At 71.7% G+C, this 19,797-nt stretch carries 20 protein-coding genes; 6 read left to right on the top strand and 14 right to left on the bottom strand.

What is annotated here, in order from left to right; translation table 11 throughout:
* Positions 1-12 precede the first annotated feature (12 nt).
* Positions 13-357 carry a hypothetical protein gene (locus ACQP1S_RS05100; protein ID WP_363674237.1) on the bottom strand — a complete coding sequence of 115 codons (345 nt, stop codon included), beginning with the start codon at positions 355-357 and terminating at the stop codon, positions 13-15.
* Positions 350-781, bottom strand: a complete 432-nt coding sequence (locus ACQP1S_RS05095; RefSeq protein WP_432903532.1) for a YbaB/EbfC family nucleoid-associated protein — start codon at positions 779-781, stop codon at positions 350-352. Before ACQP1S_RS05095 ends, ACQP1S_RS05100 begins: the two co-directional genes overlap by 8 nt.
* Before the next feature lie 74 nt (positions 782-855).
* Between ACQP1S_RS05095 and ACQP1S_RS05090 the strand changes: the two genes are divergently transcribed.
* Positions 856-2,079 carry an SUKH-3 domain-containing protein gene (locus ACQP1S_RS05090; protein ID WP_432903529.1) on the top strand — a complete coding sequence of 408 codons (1,224 nt, stop codon included), beginning with the start codon at positions 856-858 and terminating at the stop codon, positions 2,077-2,079.
* A gap of 14 nt (positions 2,080-2,093) precedes the next feature.
* On the opposite strand, the gene ACQP1S_RS05085 is transcribed toward ACQP1S_RS05090, so the two are convergent.
* The gene (locus tag ACQP1S_RS05085) at positions 2,094-3,533 is read right to left on the bottom strand and encodes an aldehyde dehydrogenase family protein (RefSeq protein WP_432903526.1); all 1,440 of its coding nucleotides are present in this window, start codon (positions 3,531-3,533) and stop codon (positions 2,094-2,096) included.
* Positions 3,534-3,676: 143 nt separating this feature from the next.
* Between ACQP1S_RS05085 and ACQP1S_RS05080 the strand changes: the two genes are divergently transcribed.
* Positions 3,677-5,110 (top strand): gamma-aminobutyraldehyde dehydrogenase, encoded by a 1,434-nt coding sequence (locus ACQP1S_RS05080; RefSeq protein ID WP_432903523.1) that lies wholly within the window; start codon positions 3,677-3,679, stop codon positions 5,108-5,110.
* Between the two features lie 3 nt (positions 5,111-5,113).
* Positions 5,114-6,385 carry a 4-aminobutyrate--2-oxoglutarate transaminase gene (gene gabT, locus ACQP1S_RS05075; protein WP_432903520.1) on the top strand — a complete coding sequence of 424 codons (1,272 nt, stop codon included), beginning with the start codon at positions 5,114-5,116 and terminating at the stop codon, positions 6,383-6,385.
* 13 nt (positions 6,386-6,398) lie between these two features.
* Here the strand turns inward: gabT and ACQP1S_RS05070 are convergent, their stop codons facing one another.
* The 7 genes from ACQP1S_RS05070 to ACQP1S_RS05040 form a co-directional block, all read right to left on the bottom strand.
* The gene (locus tag ACQP1S_RS05070) at positions 6,399-7,094 is read right to left on the bottom strand and encodes a hypothetical protein (RefSeq protein WP_432903517.1); all 696 of its coding nucleotides are present in this window, start codon (positions 7,092-7,094) and stop codon (positions 6,399-6,401) included.
* A 128-nt stretch (positions 7,095-7,222) separates the two neighbouring features.
* Complete coding sequence (locus ACQP1S_RS05065; RefSeq protein ID WP_432903514.1) at positions 7,223-8,425, bottom strand: saccharopine dehydrogenase family protein; 1,203 nt, start codon at positions 8,423-8,425, stop codon at positions 7,223-7,225.
* Positions 8,425-9,879, bottom strand: a complete 1,455-nt coding sequence (locus ACQP1S_RS05060) for an NAD(P)/FAD-dependent oxidoreductase (RefSeq protein ID WP_432903511.1) — start codon at positions 9,877-9,879, stop codon at positions 8,425-8,427. Before ACQP1S_RS05060 ends, ACQP1S_RS05065 begins: the two co-directional genes overlap by 1 nt.
* Positions 9,876-10,748, bottom strand: a complete 873-nt coding sequence (locus ACQP1S_RS05055; RefSeq protein WP_245722605.1) for an ABC transporter permease — start codon at positions 10,746-10,748, stop codon at positions 9,876-9,878. Before ACQP1S_RS05055 ends, ACQP1S_RS05060 begins: the two co-directional genes overlap by 4 nt.
* Positions 10,749-10,863: 115 nt before the next feature.
* A complete protein-coding gene (locus ACQP1S_RS05050) occupies positions 10,864-11,775 on the bottom strand; it encodes an ABC transporter permease (protein WP_432903508.1) in 912 nt (303 codons plus the stop codon).
* Entirely contained in the window at positions 11,772-12,923 is a 1,152-nt protein-coding gene (locus ACQP1S_RS05045; RefSeq protein WP_432907815.1) for an ABC transporter ATP-binding protein, read from the bottom strand. Before ACQP1S_RS05045 ends, ACQP1S_RS05050 begins: the two co-directional genes overlap by 4 nt.
* 5 nt (positions 12,924-12,928) lie before the next feature.
* Positions 12,929-14,113, bottom strand: a complete 1,185-nt coding sequence (locus tag ACQP1S_RS05040; RefSeq protein ID WP_432903505.1) for an extracellular solute-binding protein — start codon at positions 14,111-14,113, stop codon at positions 12,929-12,931.
* Between the two features lie 208 nt (positions 14,114-14,321).
* On the opposite strand from ACQP1S_RS05040, the gene ACQP1S_RS05035 reads away from it, so the two are divergent.
* Complete coding sequence (locus tag ACQP1S_RS05035) at positions 14,322-14,834, top strand: Lrp/AsnC family transcriptional regulator (protein WP_432903502.1); 513 nt, start codon at positions 14,322-14,324, stop codon at positions 14,832-14,834.
* Positions 14,835-14,994: 160 nt separating this feature from the next.
* Here ACQP1S_RS05035 and ACQP1S_RS05030 read toward each other — a convergent pair whose 3' ends face one another.
* Both ACQP1S_RS05030 and ACQP1S_RS05025 read right to left on the bottom strand, forming a co-directional pair.
* Positions 14,995-15,180: a DUF397 domain-containing protein gene (locus ACQP1S_RS05030; protein WP_432903499.1), complete on the bottom strand. Its 186-nt coding sequence runs from the start codon at positions 15,178-15,180 to the stop codon at positions 14,995-14,997.
* The gene (locus tag ACQP1S_RS05025) at positions 15,171-15,938 is read right to left on the bottom strand and encodes a Scr1 family TA system antitoxin-like transcriptional regulator (RefSeq protein WP_432903496.1); all 768 of its coding nucleotides are present in this window, start codon (positions 15,936-15,938) and stop codon (positions 15,171-15,173) included. The genes ACQP1S_RS05030 and ACQP1S_RS05025 overlap by 10 nt, the downstream gene beginning before the upstream one ends.
* Positions 15,939-16,453: 515 nt before the next feature.
* On the opposite strand from ACQP1S_RS05025, the gene ACQP1S_RS05020 reads away from it, so the two are divergent.
* Positions 16,454-17,800 carry an aspartate aminotransferase family protein gene (locus tag ACQP1S_RS05020; RefSeq protein ID WP_091248365.1) on the top strand — a complete coding sequence of 449 codons (1,347 nt, stop codon included), beginning with the start codon at positions 16,454-16,456 and terminating at the stop codon, positions 17,798-17,800.
* Positions 17,801-18,235: 435 nt separating this feature from the next.
* Here the strand turns inward: ACQP1S_RS05020 and ACQP1S_RS05015 are convergent, their stop codons facing one another.
* Entirely contained in the window at positions 18,236-18,610 is a 375-nt protein-coding gene (locus tag ACQP1S_RS05015; RefSeq protein ID WP_432903493.1) for a DUF3499 domain-containing protein, read from the bottom strand.
* Positions 18,611-18,763: 153 nt separating this feature from the next.
* On the opposite strand from ACQP1S_RS05015, the gene ACQP1S_RS05010 reads away from it, so the two are divergent.
* On the top strand, positions 18,764-19,213 hold the full coding sequence (locus ACQP1S_RS05010) for a metallopeptidase family protein (protein WP_091248357.1): 450 nt from the start codon (positions 18,764-18,766) through the stop codon (positions 19,211-19,213).
* Positions 19,214-19,498: 285 nt separating this feature from the next.
* Here the strand turns inward: ACQP1S_RS05010 and ACQP1S_RS05005 are convergent, their stop codons facing one another.
* Positions 19,499-19,756, bottom strand: coding sequence for a WhiB family transcriptional regulator (locus tag ACQP1S_RS05005; RefSeq protein WP_007455784.1), 258 nt, complete (start codon positions 19,754-19,756; stop codon positions 19,499-19,501).
* Positions 19,757-19,797 lie beyond the last annotated feature (41 nt).

The raw sequence follows: 19,797 nt of genomic DNA, 5'->3' as shown, positions 1-19,797 counted from the left end.
TTCCCCCGCAGGTCAGCGCCGGCGGTCGCGCGGGTCGACCACCCCGTCGAAGCGCCGGCCACTCGCCGCGTCGGTCCGCACGTTGGCGTCGACCGAGGTGACCACGTCGGTGCCGAGCCCTTCCAGCGACCGGCCGAGCCCGGCCCAGGCGCGGAGCAGGGTCTCCTCGTAGGACCGGTAGCTCTTCTCGAAGGCTGCGCCGATGTCGTCCCGACCCCACGGGCGGGGTGCGCTGGCCGCCGCGATCTCCCCACCGAGGGTGGCCCGGCGAGCCGACACCGATTCACCGGCCAGGTGCAGGTCGGTGCCGCCCCGCCGGGCCCGGCCCGGATCGAGCCAGAGTTGTCCCTCACCCATGCCGTTCGTCCTCCCGCCGGAGCACCGCGTCGGCCCGTCCGAGCAGCGCGCCGAAGTCGCCCGTACGCAGGAACTCCACCGATCCCGAGCCGGCCGGCAGGTGCGCGGCCACCAACTCCTGGGTGGCCGTGGCGGCTCGGGCGCAGGCCCGGTGCACGGTCGTGGTGATCTTCCGGCTCAGCGCCTGGTGATCACGGTCGTGATAGACCTCGCCGGTCAGCTCCACCGAGATCAGCTCACCCCGTGCGCCCACCGTCGCGGTGACCTGGCCATCGTCCGAGCGCTCGGTGATCCGCAGTGCGGCGAGCTCGGACCGCAGGTCGTCCACACCGGACCGCAACCGCCGGTACTGGCCGTACACCTCGTCGAACCGCGCCCGGAGCGCCTGGTTCGCGTCCCGGTCCACCCTCTCGGCCAAGGCCACCCTCCCCCGGTCACCGTCAGTCAGGCGAACCATACCGGGCGCCACGATTCCGTGGGGTCCGGTAGTTTCGGGCCGTGATCGATCGCCAACAGGCCGAACAACTCGCCGATGCGTGGGCCCGGCGTGACTCGCTGCGCCTGGGCTACGCGTGCCGGGCCATGCTCGACGAGTTCGACCTCGGCTACGTGATCCGGTCGACCGTCGACCGCGCGGTCGACACGAACCCCGGCGACCTACCGACCACCGTCGTCGACAAGGAGACCGGCGAGGTCACCACCTGGCCCCGAGTGCCGGCCGCCGTGGTGCAGCAGATGTACCGCCGCAGCCGTCCCACCGGCACCCCCGCCCTCCGGACGGTCGACCCGGCCAGCCTGCTGCTGCGCGAGATCCGTCGGCTGCCGACACCCGCCACCGTGGCGCACCTGACCGTCGAGGGCCGCACCTACCTCGGTCACGGTGTCAAGGGCGACGTGCCGCTGCGGCACCACCCGCTGGTCCGGGCCTACCTGGATGAGCTGCCCCCCGGGCAGCTGGTGCGCGGGGGCGACCGGCACGCCGAACTGATCGTCGTCTCCGACGTTCTGCACGACCACGACCACCGCCGCGCCGCCGCCGGCCAGCCGCCGCTGACCATGCGCGAGGCGGAGTCACTGCTCCTGGCGACCGGAGTGGACGTGTTCCTGGTCCGCGAGCCCGGCGATCCACAGGCCGGCGCGGCGGAACGCCCGTGCGACTCCTGCCTCAACTTCCTGGTGCACTTCGCGGTCCTCGGCTGGTCGGAGCTGGCGTTCACCCGTCAGTGGCAGCCAGAACCGGCTGCGGCCCCCGAACCTGACCGATTCGTCGCAGAGGTTGCTCAGGCGCTGGTCGAAGGGGGCTGGGAACCCAGTCACGGCGACGAGGCTCTGGCGAGAATGGCAATTCTCGAAGCCCGCGAGGTGCGCCACGGGCATCCGGAGTTTCCTGCGGCACTGGACACGTTGAGCCGCTTCCCTTCGCTGGAAAGCAGTCGGCGTGGCCCCGGGCGGCAGGTCTGGATCTCTCGGTTCTCCGTCGACCCCGTGCACGCCGCGTACACCGCCGACACCCTGGCGGACTTCGGTGCCGTGCTCGGCGTACGGCTCTTTCCGATCGGCGCGGAGCACCCGGACGGCATCCTGGCCGTGGACGAGCACGGCCGGGTCTTCGCGCTGGACCAGGCCGGTGAGTGGTTTCTCGGCGACGACATCGACGCCGCGCTGACCACTCTGCTGCTCGGCCTCGCCGCACCCCGGGTCCGGGACGACGGGACCTGGTGAGACGGGCGCCGGGCCTACAACTGCACCCCGGTCAGCACCAGCACCCTCGGCTCGGTGTAGTCGTCCATCGCCGACCGCACGCCCTCCCGGCCGACCCCGCTGCCCTTGACGCCCCCGTACGGCATCTGGTCGGCCCGGTACGACGGCACGTCGCCCACGATCACCCCGCCCACCTCCAGCACCCGCGCGGCGACGAACGCCACGTCGAGCCGGTGGGTGAACACCCCCGCCTGCAACCCGTACGCCGAGTCGTTGACGGCGGCGAAGGCGGCGTCGTCGCTCTCCACCGACGCCACCACCAGCACCGGCCCGAAGACCTCCTCGGCGCAGACCTTGGCCGACGACGGCACCCCGGTCAGCACGGTGGGCGGATAGCTGGCGCCGTCGCGGCGGCCCCCGGTCTCGACGGTGGCCCCGGCGGCTACGGCCTCGTCGACCCACGCCTCGACCCGTCGGGCGGCTTCGGCGGAGACCAGCGGCCCGACGTCGGTCGACTCGGCGGTCGGGTCGCCGGTGCGCAGCGACCGCACGGCGGCGACCAGCCGGGGCAGGAAGACGTCGTGGTGGCGTTCGTGCACGAGGACCCGCTGCACGGCGATGCAGGACTGCCCGGCCTGGTAGTTGCCGAAGGTGGCGATCCGCCGGGCGGCGAAGGCGAGGTCCTCGTCGGACGCCCAGTCCGCGCAGATCACCGCCGCCGCGTTGCCGCCGAGTTCCAGGGTGACGTGCTTCTCCGGCACCCGGCGGCGGATCTGCGCGCCGACCGGCCCGGAGCCGGTGAACGAGACCACCGGCAGCCGGGGGTCGGTGACCAGGTCGGCGGCGCGGTCGTTGGGCAGCGGCAGCACCGAGAACATGCCGGCCGGCAGCTCCGTGCCGGCGAGGATCTCCCCGAGCAGCAGCGCGGACAGCGGCGTCGCCGGGGCCGGCTTCACGATGATCGGCGCGCCCACCGCGAGGGCCGGGGCGACCTTGTGCGCCACCAGGTTGAGCGGGAAGTTGAACGGGGCGATGCCCAGCACCGGGCCCCGGGGCACCCGCCTGACCAGGGCGATCCGGCCGGTCGCGGCGGGGTCGGTGTCGAGGCGCTGCAACTCGCCGGAGAACCGTCGGGCCTCCTCGGCGGCCCAGCGGAACGTGGACACCGCCCGGCCCACCTCGGCCCGCGCCCAGCTGATCGGTTTGCCGTTCTCGGCGGTGATCAGGTCGGCCGCCTCCGCCGCCCGCGCGGCGAGCTGCCGGGAGACGTGGTCCAGCGCCGCCGCCCGGACGTGCGCGGGCAGGGCCGCGGCCTCCGCCGCCACCCGCGCCGCCGCCGCGACCGCCGTCTCGACCTGGTCGGGCGTGGCCCAGCTGGTACGCCCCACCGCCCGCCCGTCGTACGGGTGGGTGACGGTCACCTCGTCGTCGCCGTGGACGGCACGACCGGCGACCCAGAACGCTCTCGGCTCCACGTCGGCAGCGTAGACGACCCGGGGTCGCACGGAAACAGTCGCCCAAGCCCTTGTCTGCCGCGAATTCAGTAGCCAAGATGGCAGTCAGATTGCGATTACCTCCGCTGACTCCGACTCCCAGCCACCCCTGGAGAGACCTCACCATGAGCGACCAGCAGCTGCGCAACTTCGTCGACGGCGCGTACGTCGACCCGGTGGACGGCGGGTACGCCGACCTGATCGACCCCTGCACCGGTGACGTCTTCGCCCAGGCGCCCGTCTCCGGGCCGGCGGACGTGGACGCGGCGATGCGGGCCGCGGCCACCGCCTTCGAGAGCTGGCGGGAGACCACCCCGGCCGAGCGGCAGCGGGCGATCCTGAAGCTCGCCGACGCGGTGGAGTCGCGGGCCGCCGAGCTGGTCGACGCGGAGGTGCGCAACACCGGCAAGCCCCGGCAGCTCACCGCCGAGGAGGAGTTGCCGCCGGCGGTGGACCAGTTCCGGTTCTTCGCCGGGGCGGCACGGCTGCTGGAGGGCCGTTCGGCCGGGGAGTACCTGGCGGGGCACACCTCGTACGTGCGGCGCGAGCCGATCGGGGTCTGCGCGCAGGTCACCCCGTGGAACTACCCGCTGATGATGGCGGTGTGGAAGATCGCCCCGGCGCTGGCGGCCGGCAACACGGTGGTGTTGAAGCCGTCGGACACCACGCCGGTGTCGACGCTGCTGCTGGCCGAGATCGCCGCCGAGTTCTTTCCGCCGGGGGTGTTCAACGTGGTCTGTGGCGACCGGGACACCGGTCGTACCCTGGTGGCGCATCCGACGCCGCAGCTGGTGTCGATCACCGGCTCGACCCGGGCGGGCATGGAGGTCGCCTCCGCCGCCGCGCCGGACCTCAAGCGGACCCACCTTGAGCTGGGCGGCAAGGCCCCGGTGGTGGTCTTCGACGACGCGGACGTGGCGGCGGCGGCCGAGGCGATCGCGATGGGCGGCTACTTCAACGCCGGTCAGGACTGCACCGCGGCGACCCGGGTGCTGGTCGGCCCCGGCGTGCACGACGACTTCGTGGCGGCCCTGACCGAGCAGGCCCGCAACACCAGGACCGGTGCCCCGGACGACGCCGACGTGCTCTACGGCCCGCTGAACAACGCCCACCAGCTCGCCCGGGTCAGCGGCTTCGTCGACCGGCTCCCCGACCACGCCGACCTGCACACCGGTGGCGCGCGGGTGGGCGGGCGCGGCTACTTCTACTCCCCCACCGTGGTCTCCGGGGTACGCCAGGCCGACGAGATCATCCAGCAGGAGGTGTTCGGCCCGGTCATCACCGTGCAGCGGTTCACCGACGAGGACGAGGCGGTGCGCTGGGCCAACGGCGTCGACTACGGCCTGTCCGCCTCGGTCTGGACGCGCGACCACGGCCGGGCGATGCGGATGACCCGCCGGCTCGACTTCGGCTGTGTCTGGGTGAACACCCACATCCCGTTCGTGTCGGAGATGCCGCACGGCGGTTTCAAGCATTCCGGGCACGGCAAGGACCTGTCGGTCTACAGCCTGGAGGACTACACCCGGATCAAGCACGTCATGCACCACATCGAGGGCTGACCCATGACTTCCAGCGCGGAGCTGCACCGACGGCGGGGCGCTGCCGTGGCCCGGGGTGTCGGCAGTGTGATCAGTTCCTACGTCGACACCGCGAGCGGCGGCACCATCGTCGACGTCGAGGGGCGGGAGTGGATCGACTTCGCTGCCGGCATCGCGGTCACCAGCGTCGGCAACTCCGCTCCGCGCGTCGTCGAGGCGGTGCGGGCCCAGGTCGAACGGTTCACCCACACCTGCTTCATGGTCGCGCCGTACGAGTCGTACGTGGCGGTCTGCGAGCGGCTCAACGCGCTGACCCCGGGCACCTTCGCGAAGCGCTCGGCGCTGTTCAACTCGGGTGCCGAGGCGGTGGAGAACGCGGTGAAGGTGGCCCGGCACGCCACCGGCCGGCAGGCGGTGGTGGTCTTCGAGCACGCGTACCACGGCCGGACCAACCTGACCATGGCGTTGACCGCGAAGAACATGCCGTACAAGCACCGGTTCGGGCCGTTCGCCGGGGAGATCCACCGGGTGCCGATGTCGTACCCGCTGCGCGACGGCGGGCTGACCGGGGCCGAGGCGGCGGCGCGGGCGCTCGACCTGGTGGACAAGCAGGTCGGGGCGGAGAACGTGGCCGCCGTGCTGATCGAGCCGATCCAGGGTGAGGGCGGTTTCGTCGTACCGGCGGCGGGTTTCCTGCCCGCGCTGCGCCAGTGGGCGACGGCGGCCGGGGCGGTCCTCGTCGCCGACGAGATCCAGACCGGCTTCTGCCGTACCGGCGACTGGTTCGCCTGCGACCACGAGGGGGTCGTGCCGGACCTGGTCACCCTGGCCAAGGGCATCGCCGGTGGGTTGCCGCTGGCGGCGGTGACCGGCCGGGCGGAGCTGATGGACGCGGTGCACGTCGGTGGCCTGGGCGGCACCTACGGCGGCAACCCGATCGCCTGCGCGGCGGCCCTGGCGAGCATCGAGACGATGCGCGAGCTGGACCTGAGCGCCGCCGCCCGGCGGATCGGGTCGGTGCTGACCGACCGGCTGCACGCGGTCGCCGCCCGCGACCCCCGGATCGCCGAGGTACGCGGCCGGGGCGCGATGTTGGCCGTGGAGCTGGTCCGACCGGGCACCCTGGTCCCGGACCCGGCCGCCGCCAGCGCCGTCTCGGCGGCCTGCCACGCCGCCGGCCTGCTCACCCTCACCTGCGGCACCTACGGCAACGTGCTGCGTTTCCTGCCCCCGCTGGTGATCTCCGACGACGAGCTGGCCCGTGGGCTGGACATCCTGGACGCCGCCTTCGGCTGACCGTCCACGGCCGTCAGCGCACCAGCTCCACCAGGTTGCGCCGGATCACGTTCTTGCCGGGCTCCCGGAGCAGCTCCATCGCGGCGGCGTTGAGCAGCACACAACTGCCCGACGGCCCACTCACCGACACCGTCGCCACCTTGCCGTTGTCCAGGTTCGTCACCCGCAACCGGGTCCCCACCGGAAACCGGTCGCTCGTCGCGGCGGCTACGCCGGCCTCGGCGGAGAAGGTGACCGAGCCACTGCACGCGCTGCGCCCGGCAGCCACGCCGGTCGCCGGTGGCGTCGGCCGCTGGGTGGCCGGCGGCTGGGCGGCACCGGGCCGGGTCTCGCCGGGGGCGGGAGCCGCCGGCGCGTCGACGCCGACCCGCTCGACCACGTTGCGCCGGATCACGTTCTTGCCGGGCTCCCGGACGAGGTCCATCGCGGCGGCGTTGAGCAGCACACAACTGCCCGACGGCCCACTCACCGACACCGTCGCCACCTTGCCGTTGTCCAGGTTCGTCACCCGCAACCGTGTGCCCACGGGAAACCGGTCACTTGTCGCGGCGGGGTCCCCGCCCTCGGCGGAGAAGGTCACCGACCCGGAGCAGAGGCTCGGACGGGCGGACGTGGTGTCGGCGAACCCGAATCCGGTCCCCACCGCCACCACCGCCGTGGCGACCACCGCCACCCCCGCCGCCAGTACGTGCTTGCGCTGCACCTTCACCACGTCTCCCGTCGTCGCCGTTGCCTGCATCGGCTGATACGGCCCAGGAGCGCTCCCCGTTCAGTTCCACTGTCAGGAAAGTTACGGACACCGGGTCAGCGGGCGTCGAGAAGGAGTCGGGGCAGGGGTCATCTTTCCTCCATCGCCCACGGTGAGCCGTAGTCGGTGAGCAGGTCGAGGAACGGGCGCGGGGGCAGCGCCTCCGGGCCGAGCACCCCGACACCGGACCAGCCGCCGGTGGCGAGCAGTTCCAGCGCGACCACCGGGTTGACCGCGGTCTGCCAGACCACCGCCTGGTGGCCGTACTCCCGCATGGACCACTCGTTGTCGACCACGTGGTAGAGGTAGACCCGGCGCGGCCGGCCGTCGGTCCCGGTGCCGGTGACGTACGTGCCGGCGCAGGTCTTGCCGCGCATCCGGTCGCCGAGGGTGGCCGGGTCGGGCAGGCTGGCGGCGACCACGTCGCGGGGCGAGACCTGCACGCCGCGCACCGACACCGGGACGGTCGAGTCGAGACCGACCTTGTGCAACGCCCTGAGCACCTCGATGAACTCGTTGCCGAGGCCGTACTTGAAGGTGACCCGCCTGGCCTTGACCCAGCGCGGGATCAGCAGCACCTCCTCGTGCTCGACGTTGACGCACTCGACCGGGCCGATGCCGGCCGGGAAGTCGAAGACCTCCGGTTCGCTGAACGGCTCGGTGGTGTACCAGCCCCGGTCCCGCTCCCAGATCACCGGCGGGTTGAGGCACTCCTCGATGGTGGTCCAGATGGAGAACGAGGGGGCGAAGTCGTAGCCGTCGACGGTCAGGTTCGCACCGTCGCGGATGCCGATCTCGTCGATCTCGGTGAACAGTTCGTCGGCGGCGTACCGGGCGAACACGTCCGACAGGCCCGGTTCGATGCCGATGCCGCACAGCGCCAGCCGGCCGGCGTCGGCCCAGGTGGTGGCGGCGGCGAACTGCGTGTCGCCGAGCTTCACCCCGGTCTCGGTGTAGGGCCGTGCCGGGTGCGGATGGGACAGCGACATCGCCATGTCCAGGTAGTCGGCCCCGGCGGCGAACGCCCCGTCGAAGATCGGCATGACGAAGCGCGGGTCGACCGCGTTGAGCACGTGGGTGATCCGGTGTTCCCGGCAGAGCGCGGCGACCGCGTCCGCCGAGGAGGCGTCGAGCTGCGCGGCGACGAACCGGTCGCCGTGTCCGGCGACGGCCCGTTCGGCCCGGGTCAGGTCGTAGTCGGCGACGACGACGGTGGCGAAGAAGGAGCGGCGGGCGGCGATGGCGACGGCGGCGGAGCCGACCCCGCCGGCGCCGACGAGCAGGATGCGCATCAGGAATCGAACCCCAAACCGAGACGATCGAGCGTACGGAGCCAGTGGTTGCGCCGGCCGTCGTGCGCGTCGGCGCGGGCCAGCGACCAGCGGGTGAGGTGGATGCCGGCGGCCCGGACGGGCTCCGGCGGAAACGGCAACGGCGCCCGGCGGACCAGGTCGAGCCGGGTCAGCGGGGTCGACCCGCCGGCCAGCAGGTCGAGCATGACCCGCGCCCCGAACCGGGTGGCCCCGACGCCGAGGCCGGTGTAGCCGCAGGCGTACGCCAGCCGCCCGCCGTAGGCGGTGCCGAAGTAGGCGCAGAACCGGGTGCAGGTGTCGATCACCCCGCCCCAGCGGTGGCTGAACCGCAGACCCGCCAGCTGGGGAAAGGTGGTGAAGAAGTGCTCGGCGAGGGCGGTGAAGGTGGCCTGGCGCTGTTCCAGTTCCGGGGCGACCCGGTTGCCGTAGTGGTAGACCGCGTCGTAGCCGCCGAAGAGGATCCGGCCGTCGTCGGTGATCCGGTAGTAGTGGAACTGGTTGCCGGTGTCGGCCAGCCCCTGCCGGTGGCGCCAGCCGATCGAGGCCCGCTGCGCCCCGGTCAGCGGCTCGGTCATCAGCGCGTAGTCGTAGACCGGCACGGTCCGGGCGCGCAGCCGGCGCAGCAGCGGCGGGAAGGCGTTCGTCGCCAGCACCACCTGCCGGGCCCGCACCACCCCGGGCATCCCGCCCTCCCCCGTCGCCTGCCCGGCGGGGCGCGACGGTGGGCTGCCGAGGGTGTCGGCGCGCAGCCCGGCCCCCTCGCGGCGCAGCCCGGTGACCCGGGTGTGCTCGTGGATCCGCACCCCGAGCGTCAGGCAGGCGCGGCGCAGCCCCCAGGCCAGCCGCGCCGGGTCGAGCAGGGCCACCCGGTCGGCGTCCCACGACCCACCGAGGTACGTCGGCGAGTCCACCTCGGCACGCACCTCGTCGGCGTCGAGCAGCCGCACCCGGTGGCCGTGCTGGCGGGCCAGGTCGGCGTCCTCGGCGAGCCCGGCGAGCTGGTACGGGGCCACCGCCACCGACAGTTCGCCGGTGCGGGCGAAGTCGCAGTCGATGTCGTACTCGGCGATGGTGGCGGCGATGGCGTCCAGGTTCTCCCGGCCGAGGCGCTCCAACTCGTCGATCTCGTCGGGGAACCGGGCCACCCCGTTGGCCAGCCCGTGGGTGAGCGAGGCGGCGCAGAACCCACCGTTGCGCCCGGATGCCGCCCACCCGCAGGTGCCCGCCTCGACCAGCAGCACGTCCCGCTGCGGATCGGCCCGCTTGGCGAGCAGGGCGGCCCAGAGTCCGCCGTACCCGCCGCCGACGACCAGCAGGTCGGCGGGGTGTGTGCCGTGCAGGGGCGGCAGCGGGTCGGGGCGTTCCGGGCGGTCCAGCCAGTAGGGCACGGGCGTCGCGTCGGCGAGCGCCCGGCCGGTATGCGGGAGGATCATGACGGGCCCGTCGCCCGTCGGCCGGGCCCGGCCGGTGCCGGTGCGCCCCGGCCGGCGGGCGCGGCGACCGGGAGCGCGGCGCGGCGGGACCGTCCTCCACGCAGCGAGCTGAGCCCGACGAGCAGCAGCGCGATGGCGAACATCGCCGTGCCGATCACGTTGACCTGCGGTGGGATGCCCCGCTGGGCGGCGCCCCAGACGTACATCGGGAAGGTGACGGTGGTGCCGGCGTTGAAGTTCGTCACGATGAAGTCGTCGAAGCTGAGCGAGAAGGCGAGCAGCGCGGCGGCCACGATGCCGGGCAGCACCAGCGGCAGGGTGATCCGCCGGAACGTCTGCCACTCGCTGGCGTAGAGGTCCATCGCGGCCTCCTCCAGCCGCCGGTCCATCCCGGCGAGCCGGGCCTTGACCGTCACCACCACGAACGAGACGCAGAACATCACGTGCGCGATGACGATGGTCCAGAAGCCCTGCGGCACCCCGGCGGAGACGAACAGGGCGAGCAGCGAGGTGCCCAGCACCAGCTCCGGCGTCGCCATCGGCAGGAAGATCAGCAGGTTGATCCCGCTGCGGCCCCGGAACCGGTGCCGGACCAGGGCGAACGCCATCAGGGTGCCGATCACGGTGGCGCCGACGGTGGCGAGGAAACCGATCTGCGCGCTGCGGACCACCGCGTCGCACATCTCGGAGGTGGCGCAGGGCTGCCGCCAGTTGTCCAGGGTGAACTCGTGGAAGTCGTACGACAGCCGGCTGGACGGGCGGTTGAAGGAGAGCCCGGCCACCACGGCGATGGGCAGGAACAGGTAGCCGAGCACCAACAGGGCGACGATCATCACCCACCGGTCGGCCCACCACCGGGACAACCTCACGGACCGGCCGTCATTCGCGACTGCGGGGCTCCGCTGCGCTGCACTCCTCGCGCTCATCAGCACCCACCTTCATTCGCGACTGCGGGGCTCCGCTGCGCTGCACTCCTCGCGCTCATCAGAGCACCTCCTCCGTGCCGGCGCGGCGCAGGTAGACGAAGACCACCGCGAGGATCGCCGCCATCAGCAGGAACGACAGGGCGGCACCCTGCGGGTAGTCCAGCCGGACCAGGAACGCCGAGTCGATGACGTTGCCGATCATGTACTCGTTGGGGGTGCCGAGCAGTTCGGCGTTGATGTAGTCGCCGGTGGCCGGGATGAAGAAGAGCAGGGTGCCGGCGATCAGGCCGGGCATCGACAGCGGCAGGGTGACCGTGCGGAAGGCGTGCAGCGGTCCGGCGTACAGGTCACTGGCCGCCTCCAGCAGCCGGTGGTCGAGCCGCTCCAGGCTCGCGTACAGCGGCAGCACCAGGAACGGCAGGAAGTTGTACGTCAACCCGAGCACCACCGCGACCGGGGTGGCGAGCAGCCGCCCGTCCGGGCCGAGCAGGTGCACGTCGCGCAGCAGCCCGACCAGGGCACCGTTGTCCGACAGGATGGTCTTCCAGGCCAGGGTGCGCACCAGGAAGCTGGTGAACATCGGGGCTACCACGCAGACCAGCAGCAGGTTCTTCCACCGGCCGGCCTTCTGCGCGATCGCGTACGCCAGCGGGTAACCCATCAGCAGGGCCAGCACCAGCGCCGCCCCGGCATAGCCGAACGACCGGGCGAACTGCGGCCAGTACGCCTGCAACGCCTCCGGATAGTTGCCGAATGCCCAGGTCAGCGCATACCCGGTGGAGAGGGAGCCGGTCGGGTCGTAGAGGCTGGCGGCGGCGAGTTGCAACAGCGGCACGGCGAAGAAGACCAGCAGCCAGGCCGCCCCCGGCAACAGCAGCAGGTACGGCAGCAGCCGGTGCCGGCCACGCCGGGCCGGTGGCGGTGTCCTCGCCGGACCGGAACCGCCGGACACCTGCGCCAGTGCGGTCACGACGGTTTCCCGACCGGTTCGCACTGCGGCACGGCGGGGCGGTCGTCCTGGTCCGGTGCCCGGGGCAGCAGGAAGGCGTGCCGGGGGTCCCAGTGGGCCACCACCGACGCGCCGACCGGGTGCTGCCCGCCGACGCCGCTGTTCGCCGTGAACGCGGACAGCTCACTGCCCCATCCGGTGCGCACCAGATACTGGGTGCTCACCCCCACGTACGACGCGTCGGTGATCACCCCCTCGACCTGCTGGTGGCCGGCGGGCACCTGGTCGACGGCCTCGACCAGGTGCAGCTTCTCGGGACGTACCCCCAGGTAGACCGCGCCCCGGTCGGCGCGGGCCCGGTCGACGGGCACCGAGAAGCGGACGCCGTACGCGGTGACCGGCACCTCGGACCCGGCCGGGCCGGCGGCCTCGGCGGCGAGCAGGTTGGACTGGCCGAGGAAGTTCGCCACGAACGCGGTCGCCGGGTACTCGTAGAGTTCGGCCGGGGCACCGAGCTGTTCGATCCGCCCCGCGTTCATCACCGCGACCGTGTCGGCCATCGTCATGGCCTCCTCCTGGTCGTGGGTGACGTGCACGAAGGTGATGCCGACCTCGGTCTGGATCCGTTTCAGCTCGATCTGCATCTGGCGGCGCAGCTTGAGGTCGAGCGCGCCGAGCGGCTCGTCGAGCAGCAGCACCTGCGGGTGGTTGATCAAGGCGCGGGCCAGCGCGACCCGCTGCTGCTGGCCGCCGGAGAGCTGGGCCGGGCGGCGCCGACCGTAGCCGTCGAGCTGGACCAGCGCCAGCATCCGGCGGACCTGGTCGTCGACCCGGCGGATGCCCCGCCGGCGCAGCCCGAAGGCCACGTTCTCGGCGATGTCCAGGTGTGGAAAGAGCGCGTAGCTCTGGAAGACCGTGTTGACCGGCCGTTTGTACGGCCGCAGCCGGGCGATGTCCCGGTCGCCGAGGAGCACCTGCCCACCGGTGGGCTCCTCCAACCCGGCGATCATCCGCAGGGTGGTCGTCTTGCCGCAGCCGGACGCCCCGAGCAGGGCGAAGAACGAGCCCTGCGGGACGGTCAGGCTGAGGTCGTCGACGGCGGTGAAGACGCCGAACCGTTTGGTCAGCCGGGCCAGTCTCAGGTCGCCGGCCGGTGCCGTGTTGGCCATCTGGATCACGCGCCGATGACCTGCTGGAACTTGGACTCGTATTCCCTTTCCTGCTTTTCGTCCAGGGCCATGAAGACCTTGGACTTCGCCAGCAGGGCGTCGTCCGGAAAGATCAACGGGTTGGCGGCCAACTCCGGGTCGATCTTCTCCATCTCGGCTTGGGCGCCCTTGACCGGGCAGATGTAGTTGACGAAGGCGGCCAGCTTCGCGGCCACCGCCGGCTGGTAGTAGTAGTCGATCAGCGCTTCGGCGTTGGCCTTGTGGGTGGCCTTGTTCGGCACCAGCATGTTGTCGCTGAACAGCATCACGCCCGAGTCCGGCGCGACGAACTTCACCTTGGGGTTGTCGCCGGCCAGTTGGATCACGTCGCCGGACCAGCCGACGCACGCGGCGATGTCACCCTTGGCCAGGTCGGGGGCGTAGTCGTTGCCGGTGAACTTGCGGATCTGCTGGGAGTCGACCGCCTTGCGCAGCTTGTTGAGCGCGTCGTCGAACTGGGCGGCGGTGAAGTTCGACGGGTCGTGCCCGTTCGACTGGAGCAGCAGGCCCATGGTGTCCCGCATCTCCGACAGGGCGGTCACCTTGCCCTTGAGGTCGGGGCGGGTGAGCAGTTCGTCAACGGTCCGGATCTCCTTGGTCACGCTGCCGTTGTAGGCCAGTCCGGCCAGGCCGGACTGCCACGGGATGGAGATCCGGTTCTCCGGGTCGAAGGAGCGGCCCCGCAGGGACGGCAGCAGGTTCGCCGCCACGTTCGGGATCTTCGCCGGGTCGAGCTTCTGGATCCAGCCGAGCCGGATCATCCGGGCGGCCATCCAGTCGGTGAGGACGATGATGTCCCGCCCGGTGCTCTGACAGCCGGCCAACTGGTTCTGCACCTTGCCGAAGAACTCGTTGTTGTCGTTGATGTCCTCGGTGTAGGTCACCTTGATGCCGCTGGCGGCGACGAACGCGTCGAGGCTGGGCCGCTTCGCGGCGTCCTTGTCGTCCACGTCCATGTACTGCGGCCAGTTGGAGAAGGCGAGGGTCTTCTCCGTGGCCGACAGGTCGTCGCTCTTGCAGCCCGCCTCGGTCTGGGTAGCGGCCTTGGTGCCGCAGCCGGCGAGGCTGCCGCCCGCAGCGAGCAGGGCGGCCGAGCCGAGGGTGCCGGTGAGCAGTCCACGCCGGGTGAGGGGCCGCAGGGGAATACGCATGTGACGACTCCTAGGGGTCGTCCGACGGCGGCGGGGACGGGGGTGCGGCGCCGGCGGGAGGGGTCGGGTGCCTGAGACGACTGATCCTGGCATGAGGTAAGCAGCCCCACAAGGGATTCCGTTGCCGCAATAGCCTCTGACGACGAATTACGCCAGACTGCGCGATGGCACTAGGCTCAGCTGGGGGAACGGACATGGGGAGCGGTCGATGACGATCCGACAGCAGGAGAGCGGCAGCGGGGGGCGGCGCGTCGCGGTGCGCGAAGGTGCCAGTCACGCGCTGTTGGACGACGTGGCGAAACAGATCATCGAGCAGTTGCAGCAGGACGGCCGCCGGCCGTACGCGACCATCGGCAAGGCGGTGGGGCTCTCCGAGGCGGCGGTCCGCCAGCGGGTGCAGCGGCTGCTCGACGCCGGGGTGATGCAGATCGTCGCGGTGACCGACCCGCTCCAGCTCGGCTTCCCCCGGCAGGCCATGATCGGTCTGCGCACCGACGGCGACCTGGAGGCCGTCGCCGACCGGCTGGCCGAGTTCGACGAACTCGACTACGTGGTGATCACCGCCGGCTCGTTCGACCTGCTCGCCGAGGTGGTCTGCCGCAACGACGCCCACCTGCTGGAGATCCTGCAACGGCTGCGCTCGGTGCCCGGGGTGCTCGCCACCGAGGCGTTCGTCTATCTCAAGCTGCGCAAACAGACCTACACCTGGGGTACGGCCTGACGCCGCCCACCTTGATCCACTCCCGTGGGCCGAAGTAGCGGCATCCCCGCGCCCGGACACCGCTATGTGGCCGACATTGAGTCGATCATGCGGCCCCGATCAAGCGACGACGAGGCGCGCGGCGGAAGACGGGCGCGCGGCCACTCGGGGTGAAGGGCGCTCAGCGGGAGGTGGCAGCGACGAAGGTGCGCCAGGCGTCGGGGGCGAAGCTCAGGGTGCCGCCGGCCCGGTCCTTGCTGTCCCGCACCAGCACCCGACCCGCCAGATTGTCCGCCACCTCGACACAGTCACCGCCATTGTTGCTGCTGCGGCTGGCGGTCCGCCAGCGGGGCTCGATCACGTCCATCTCTCCACCGCTTCCCGGATCAGCTCGTTCGACCGACGAGCGGGCAGCGCCTCGCCGGCCACGCTCTCCCACCTTCTGCCCAGGCTAGCAATGTCGGCGCTCTCGGTCACCAGCTCGCCACGGAGCTGATTGTCCAGATAGGCCAGCTCGCTGCCGTCGAGCAGCCGAGCCAGCATGAACGGTCCGGCCAGACCGGTGTGCCAGGGGCCACCGAGCGGAATTACCCGCACCTGCACGTGCTCCCGCCCGACGACGGCCGCCAAGTGGGCCACCTGTCCGGCCATGGTCACGCGATCGCCAACCACTCGGTGGAGCACCGCCTCGTCGATCACGAAAACCAACTGGGCTGGAGGGTCGCGGTCGAGCAGGACCTGTCGCTCCAACCGCCCGCCCACCAGTTGCGCAACCTCGTCGGGCGGGAGCAGGCCGCCGGTCCCCAGAACCGCTCGGGCGCACTCCTCGGTCTGGAGCAGGCCCGGCACGAGCAACGACTGGTATGAACGGATCGACGTGGCGTCCTGCTCCAGCTCTGCCCACGGACGGAACCAGGGCAGATCGCGGCGACGGTAGGGCTCGGGCCAGAGTTCGGCGGGTTCCCGACCGAGAATCCCGGCCACCGCGACCCGGGTCCGGGGATGCGGCACCCGCCCGGCACTGAGCCACCGGCCGGCCGTCTTCGGATCGACCCCGACCCGATGCGCGAGGGACTCCACCGTCTCCCCGCGCTCGGCCATCGCCACGCGAAGCACCTCGTTCACCGGCAGCTCCTCCCGCCCGATCGACACGCTCCGGCGCACCCTAGCGACAGTGCGTGTCGAGATCCGCCCGTCATCGGCGTGCCGGCGCGGGACCTCTCCGAAAGCCCCCGAGGTGCGCCGAGAACGCCCCGCAAGCGTCCCGAAACGCCCGCTCCAGCCCGCCATCCGGGTTGATCCACTCCAGGGGGCCGATATAGCGGTGTCCCGACATCCCGGATACCGCTATATCGACCCCCTGGAGTTGATCAAGCGACTCTCCACCGGCCGAGGCGGGCCAGCTTGCCGCCGACGGGGCGGAGGGGCGCGGGGGCAGGGGCGCGGGGCAGGGGCGCGGGGTGGGTGATGGGCGAGCCACTCGGGGGGTGTGCGGATTCCGTTGCCTTTCGCGTTGACTCACGCTGATTCCGTCGCGCCGGACGCGAAGATGGCTTGCATTTCGCGGTCAGGCTGTGGGATAACCGTGGGCAGAGCGGCCGGTGTCACCCCTGACCGGCCCGAGACCCGATGGGGCTGACATGGCCAACGCCACCGACCACCTCTGGATGCACTTCACCCGGATGGCCAGCTACTCGGCCGGCGAGGTGCCCACCATCGTGCGCGGCGAGGGCACGTACGTCTGGGACTCGCAGGGCCGTCGTTACCTGGACGGGCTCGCCGGGTTGTTCGTCGTCAACGCCGGTCACGGGCGTACCGAGCTGGCCGAGGCAGCCGCGAAGCAGGCCGCCGAACTGGCGTACTTCCCGCTCTGGTCGTACGCCCACCCCAAGGCGGTGGAGCTGGCCGAGAAGATCGCCTCGCTGACGCCCGGCGATCTGAACCGGGTCTTCTTCACCACCGGCGGCTCGGAGGCCGTCGAGTCGGCGTGGAAGCTGGCCCGCGCCTACTTCAAGCGCACCGGCAAGCCCAACAAGCACAAGGTGGTCAGCCGCTACCTCGCCTATCACGGCACCTCGATGGGCGCCCTGTCGATCACCGGCCTCCCCGGCATCAAGAGCGACTTCGAGCCGCTGGTGCCCGGCGGGATCAAGGTGCCGAACACCAACTTCTACCGGGCCCCCGAGCACGGCGACTCGCCCGAGGCGTTCGGCCGCTGGGCCGCCGACGAGATCCGTCGGGCCATCGAGCGGGAGGGGCCGGACACGGTCGCGGCGGTGTTCCTGGAGCCGGTGCAGAACTCCGGCGGCTGCTTCCCGCCGCCGCCCGGTTATCTCCAGCAGGTACGCGAGATCTGCGACGCGTACGACGTGTTGCTCGTCTCCGACGAGGTGATCTGCTCGTGGGGCCGGCTCGGCGAGTACTTCGGCGCCGTCCGGTACGGCTACCAGCCCGACATCATCACCACCGCCAAGGGCATCACCTCCGGTTACGCCCCGCTCGGCGCGATGATCGCCAGCGACCGGCTGATGGAGCCGTTCCTCACCGAGACCGGCATGTTCGCCCACGGGGTGACCTTCGGCGGCCACCCGGTCTCCTGCGCGGTGGCCCTAGCCAACCTGGAGGTCTTCGCCCGGGAGGACCTGACCGGCCACGTCCGGGCCAACGAGGACGCCTTCCGGTCCACCCTGGAGAAGCTCACCGAGCTGCCGATCGTCGGCGATGTCCGGGGGGACGGCTACTTCTACGGCATCGAACTGGTCAAGGACAAGGCGACCCGGGAGACTTTCGACGAGGCCGAGTCGGAGCGGCTGCTGCGCGGTTTCCTGTCGTCGGCGCTGTTCGCCGCCGGGCTCTACTGCCGGGCCGACGACCGGGGTGACCCGGTGATCCAGCTCGCCCCGCCGCTGATCGCCGGGCAGGAGCAGTTCGACGAGATGGAGCAGATCCTGCGCGCCGTCCTGACCGAGGCGTGGTCCCGCCTGTAGCTCTCCCGCCCGCTCACCCCCGCCGCCCGACGCTGTCGTCCGGACCCCTCATCCACCACCAGAGGGAGCGGCGGCCGGAGTGACCGGGGTGGCCGATACGCCCTCCCCCGACCATCCACCATGGACGCCCCACGGACCCCACACCCTGCACCGCCCACCCACACCGCCACCGCCACCGCCGCCGCCGCCACCGCCGCCACCGCCACCGCCACCGCCGCGATCGTCGGCACCGGCCCCCGACCTGCTCCCGAGTACCCGACCCCACCCCAGAACCACACCCCAAACCCAGCCCACTCCCTCCACACGCCACTGTCCCCGCTGATCAAGAGGTTTGCGTCAAAGTTGATCTCCCACTTGACGTAAACCTCTTGATCACCGGGGATAGCCGGCAGCCGGGACGGCCGGCAGCCGGGACGGCCGAGGGTGTACGGGGGGTTAGTGGTTGGGGGGGATTACTCGGAGGTGGCCTCGGCGGCCGGTGGGGGGGTTCTGGGGGTGGCGGGGATCTTGGTCGTCCTGGGGTGGGCGGGGGGCGACCGGGCGGGCTGCCTCGCGGACGGCTTCGGCCAGGGCGACCAGGTCGTCGGTGGTGGGCGGTGGCGGCTCGAACTCGCCCTCGTGCCGGACGACGTCCCAGCCCCGGGGGGCGGTCAGGCTCCGGGCGTGCTGCTCACACAGGTCGTACGTGTGCGGCTCGGCGAACGCCGCCAACGGGCCCACCACCGCGGTCGACTCGTTGTAGACATAGGTCAATGTGGCAACCGCTTGCCGGGGGCAGGCGTTACGGGAGCAGCGCCGTGGTGACCTCACGTGCGGCAGGGTATCCCCATTACCGGGTCCGGCGCACCGGTTCGCTTTCCGACACGCCCGTCACCGTGATCACAATTCGCACCTGACGCCCCGCCGCGCCCGTCGAGGCGCGCTGCCAGCGGGCGGGCCGGGCCGAGGGCTACCCTTTGGCTCATGACGAGCCCGGAACGCCGCCGCCCCGGCTCCGGCCGGCGCAACCACCGCGACCGGCACGGACGTGGCCTGCGCGGGCGGTTGGTGCCGGCGACCGTACCGCTGGCCCGGACCAAGGCCGAGATCTTCGACGACCTGGTGCTGGACACGGTGGAAACCCTGGAGCGCCGGTTCGCCACGGAGCTGGCCGGCGTCGAGTTCGCCGTCGAGGACGTGCCGCCGGATCTGAACGTCTACGACTCCGACGTGCTGGAGGACGGCGAGGTGCCGCTGGCCCGGTTGCTGCCCGGCCGGCCGGGCCGGCAGGAGGTGCCGCCCCGGATCGTGCTCTACCGGCGGCCGTTGGAGTTTCGCGCGATGGACCGTGAGGACCTGGCCGACCTGGTCCACGACGTGATCATCGAACAGGTGGCGAACCTGCTCGGGGTCGACCCGGACGAGCTGACCTGAACCTGCGCCACCGGTGACACCCCGGGCCACCCGCCGCACGGGCGGACACCAGCCCACCGCAGGGCCGAGCACCCGATGCCGGGGTCGACCCTCGCGCACTGCTTCCCGGAGCTGCCAGGACCGCGGCCCGGGAACTGATCCCGACCGTCACCGGGCCGACCCGGTGCACCGCCGTTGCGGCCCGCCACCACTGTGGCCGGACCACCTCCCCGACGCCGGTCACCCCCGCGACCGTCGTCGGGCGTGAGCTGGGCGGCCCCCACCGCCCCGGCTCAACCCTTCCACTCAGGCGGCCCGCCGCTTGAGCTTGCGCCGCTCCCGCTCGGAGAGCCCACCCCAGATCCCGAACCGCTCGTCGTGCCCGAGAGCGTATTCGAGGCATTCCGTCTTGACCTCGCACCGCGAACAGATCCGCTTCGCCTCGCGGGTCGAGCCGCCCTTCTCGGGGAAGAACGCTTCCGGGTCGGTCTGCGAGCACAGTGCCCGCTCCTGCCACTCCGGCGCGTTTCCGAGCAGGTCGGCCACCTCAAGCTGGCCGTCCATCAGATGCCTCCTTGTCGCGCACCGACGTCGCCGCCGCTGCA

The sequence above is a fragment of the Micromonospora matsumotoense genome, from assembly GCF_050951065.1.
GTDB classification, from domain to species: Bacteria; Actinomycetota; Actinomycetes; order Mycobacteriales; family Micromonosporaceae; genus Micromonospora; species Micromonospora matsumotoensis.
Note: the sequence above shows the minus strand (reverse complement) of the source record. Positions and strands in the feature narration are given on the sequence as shown.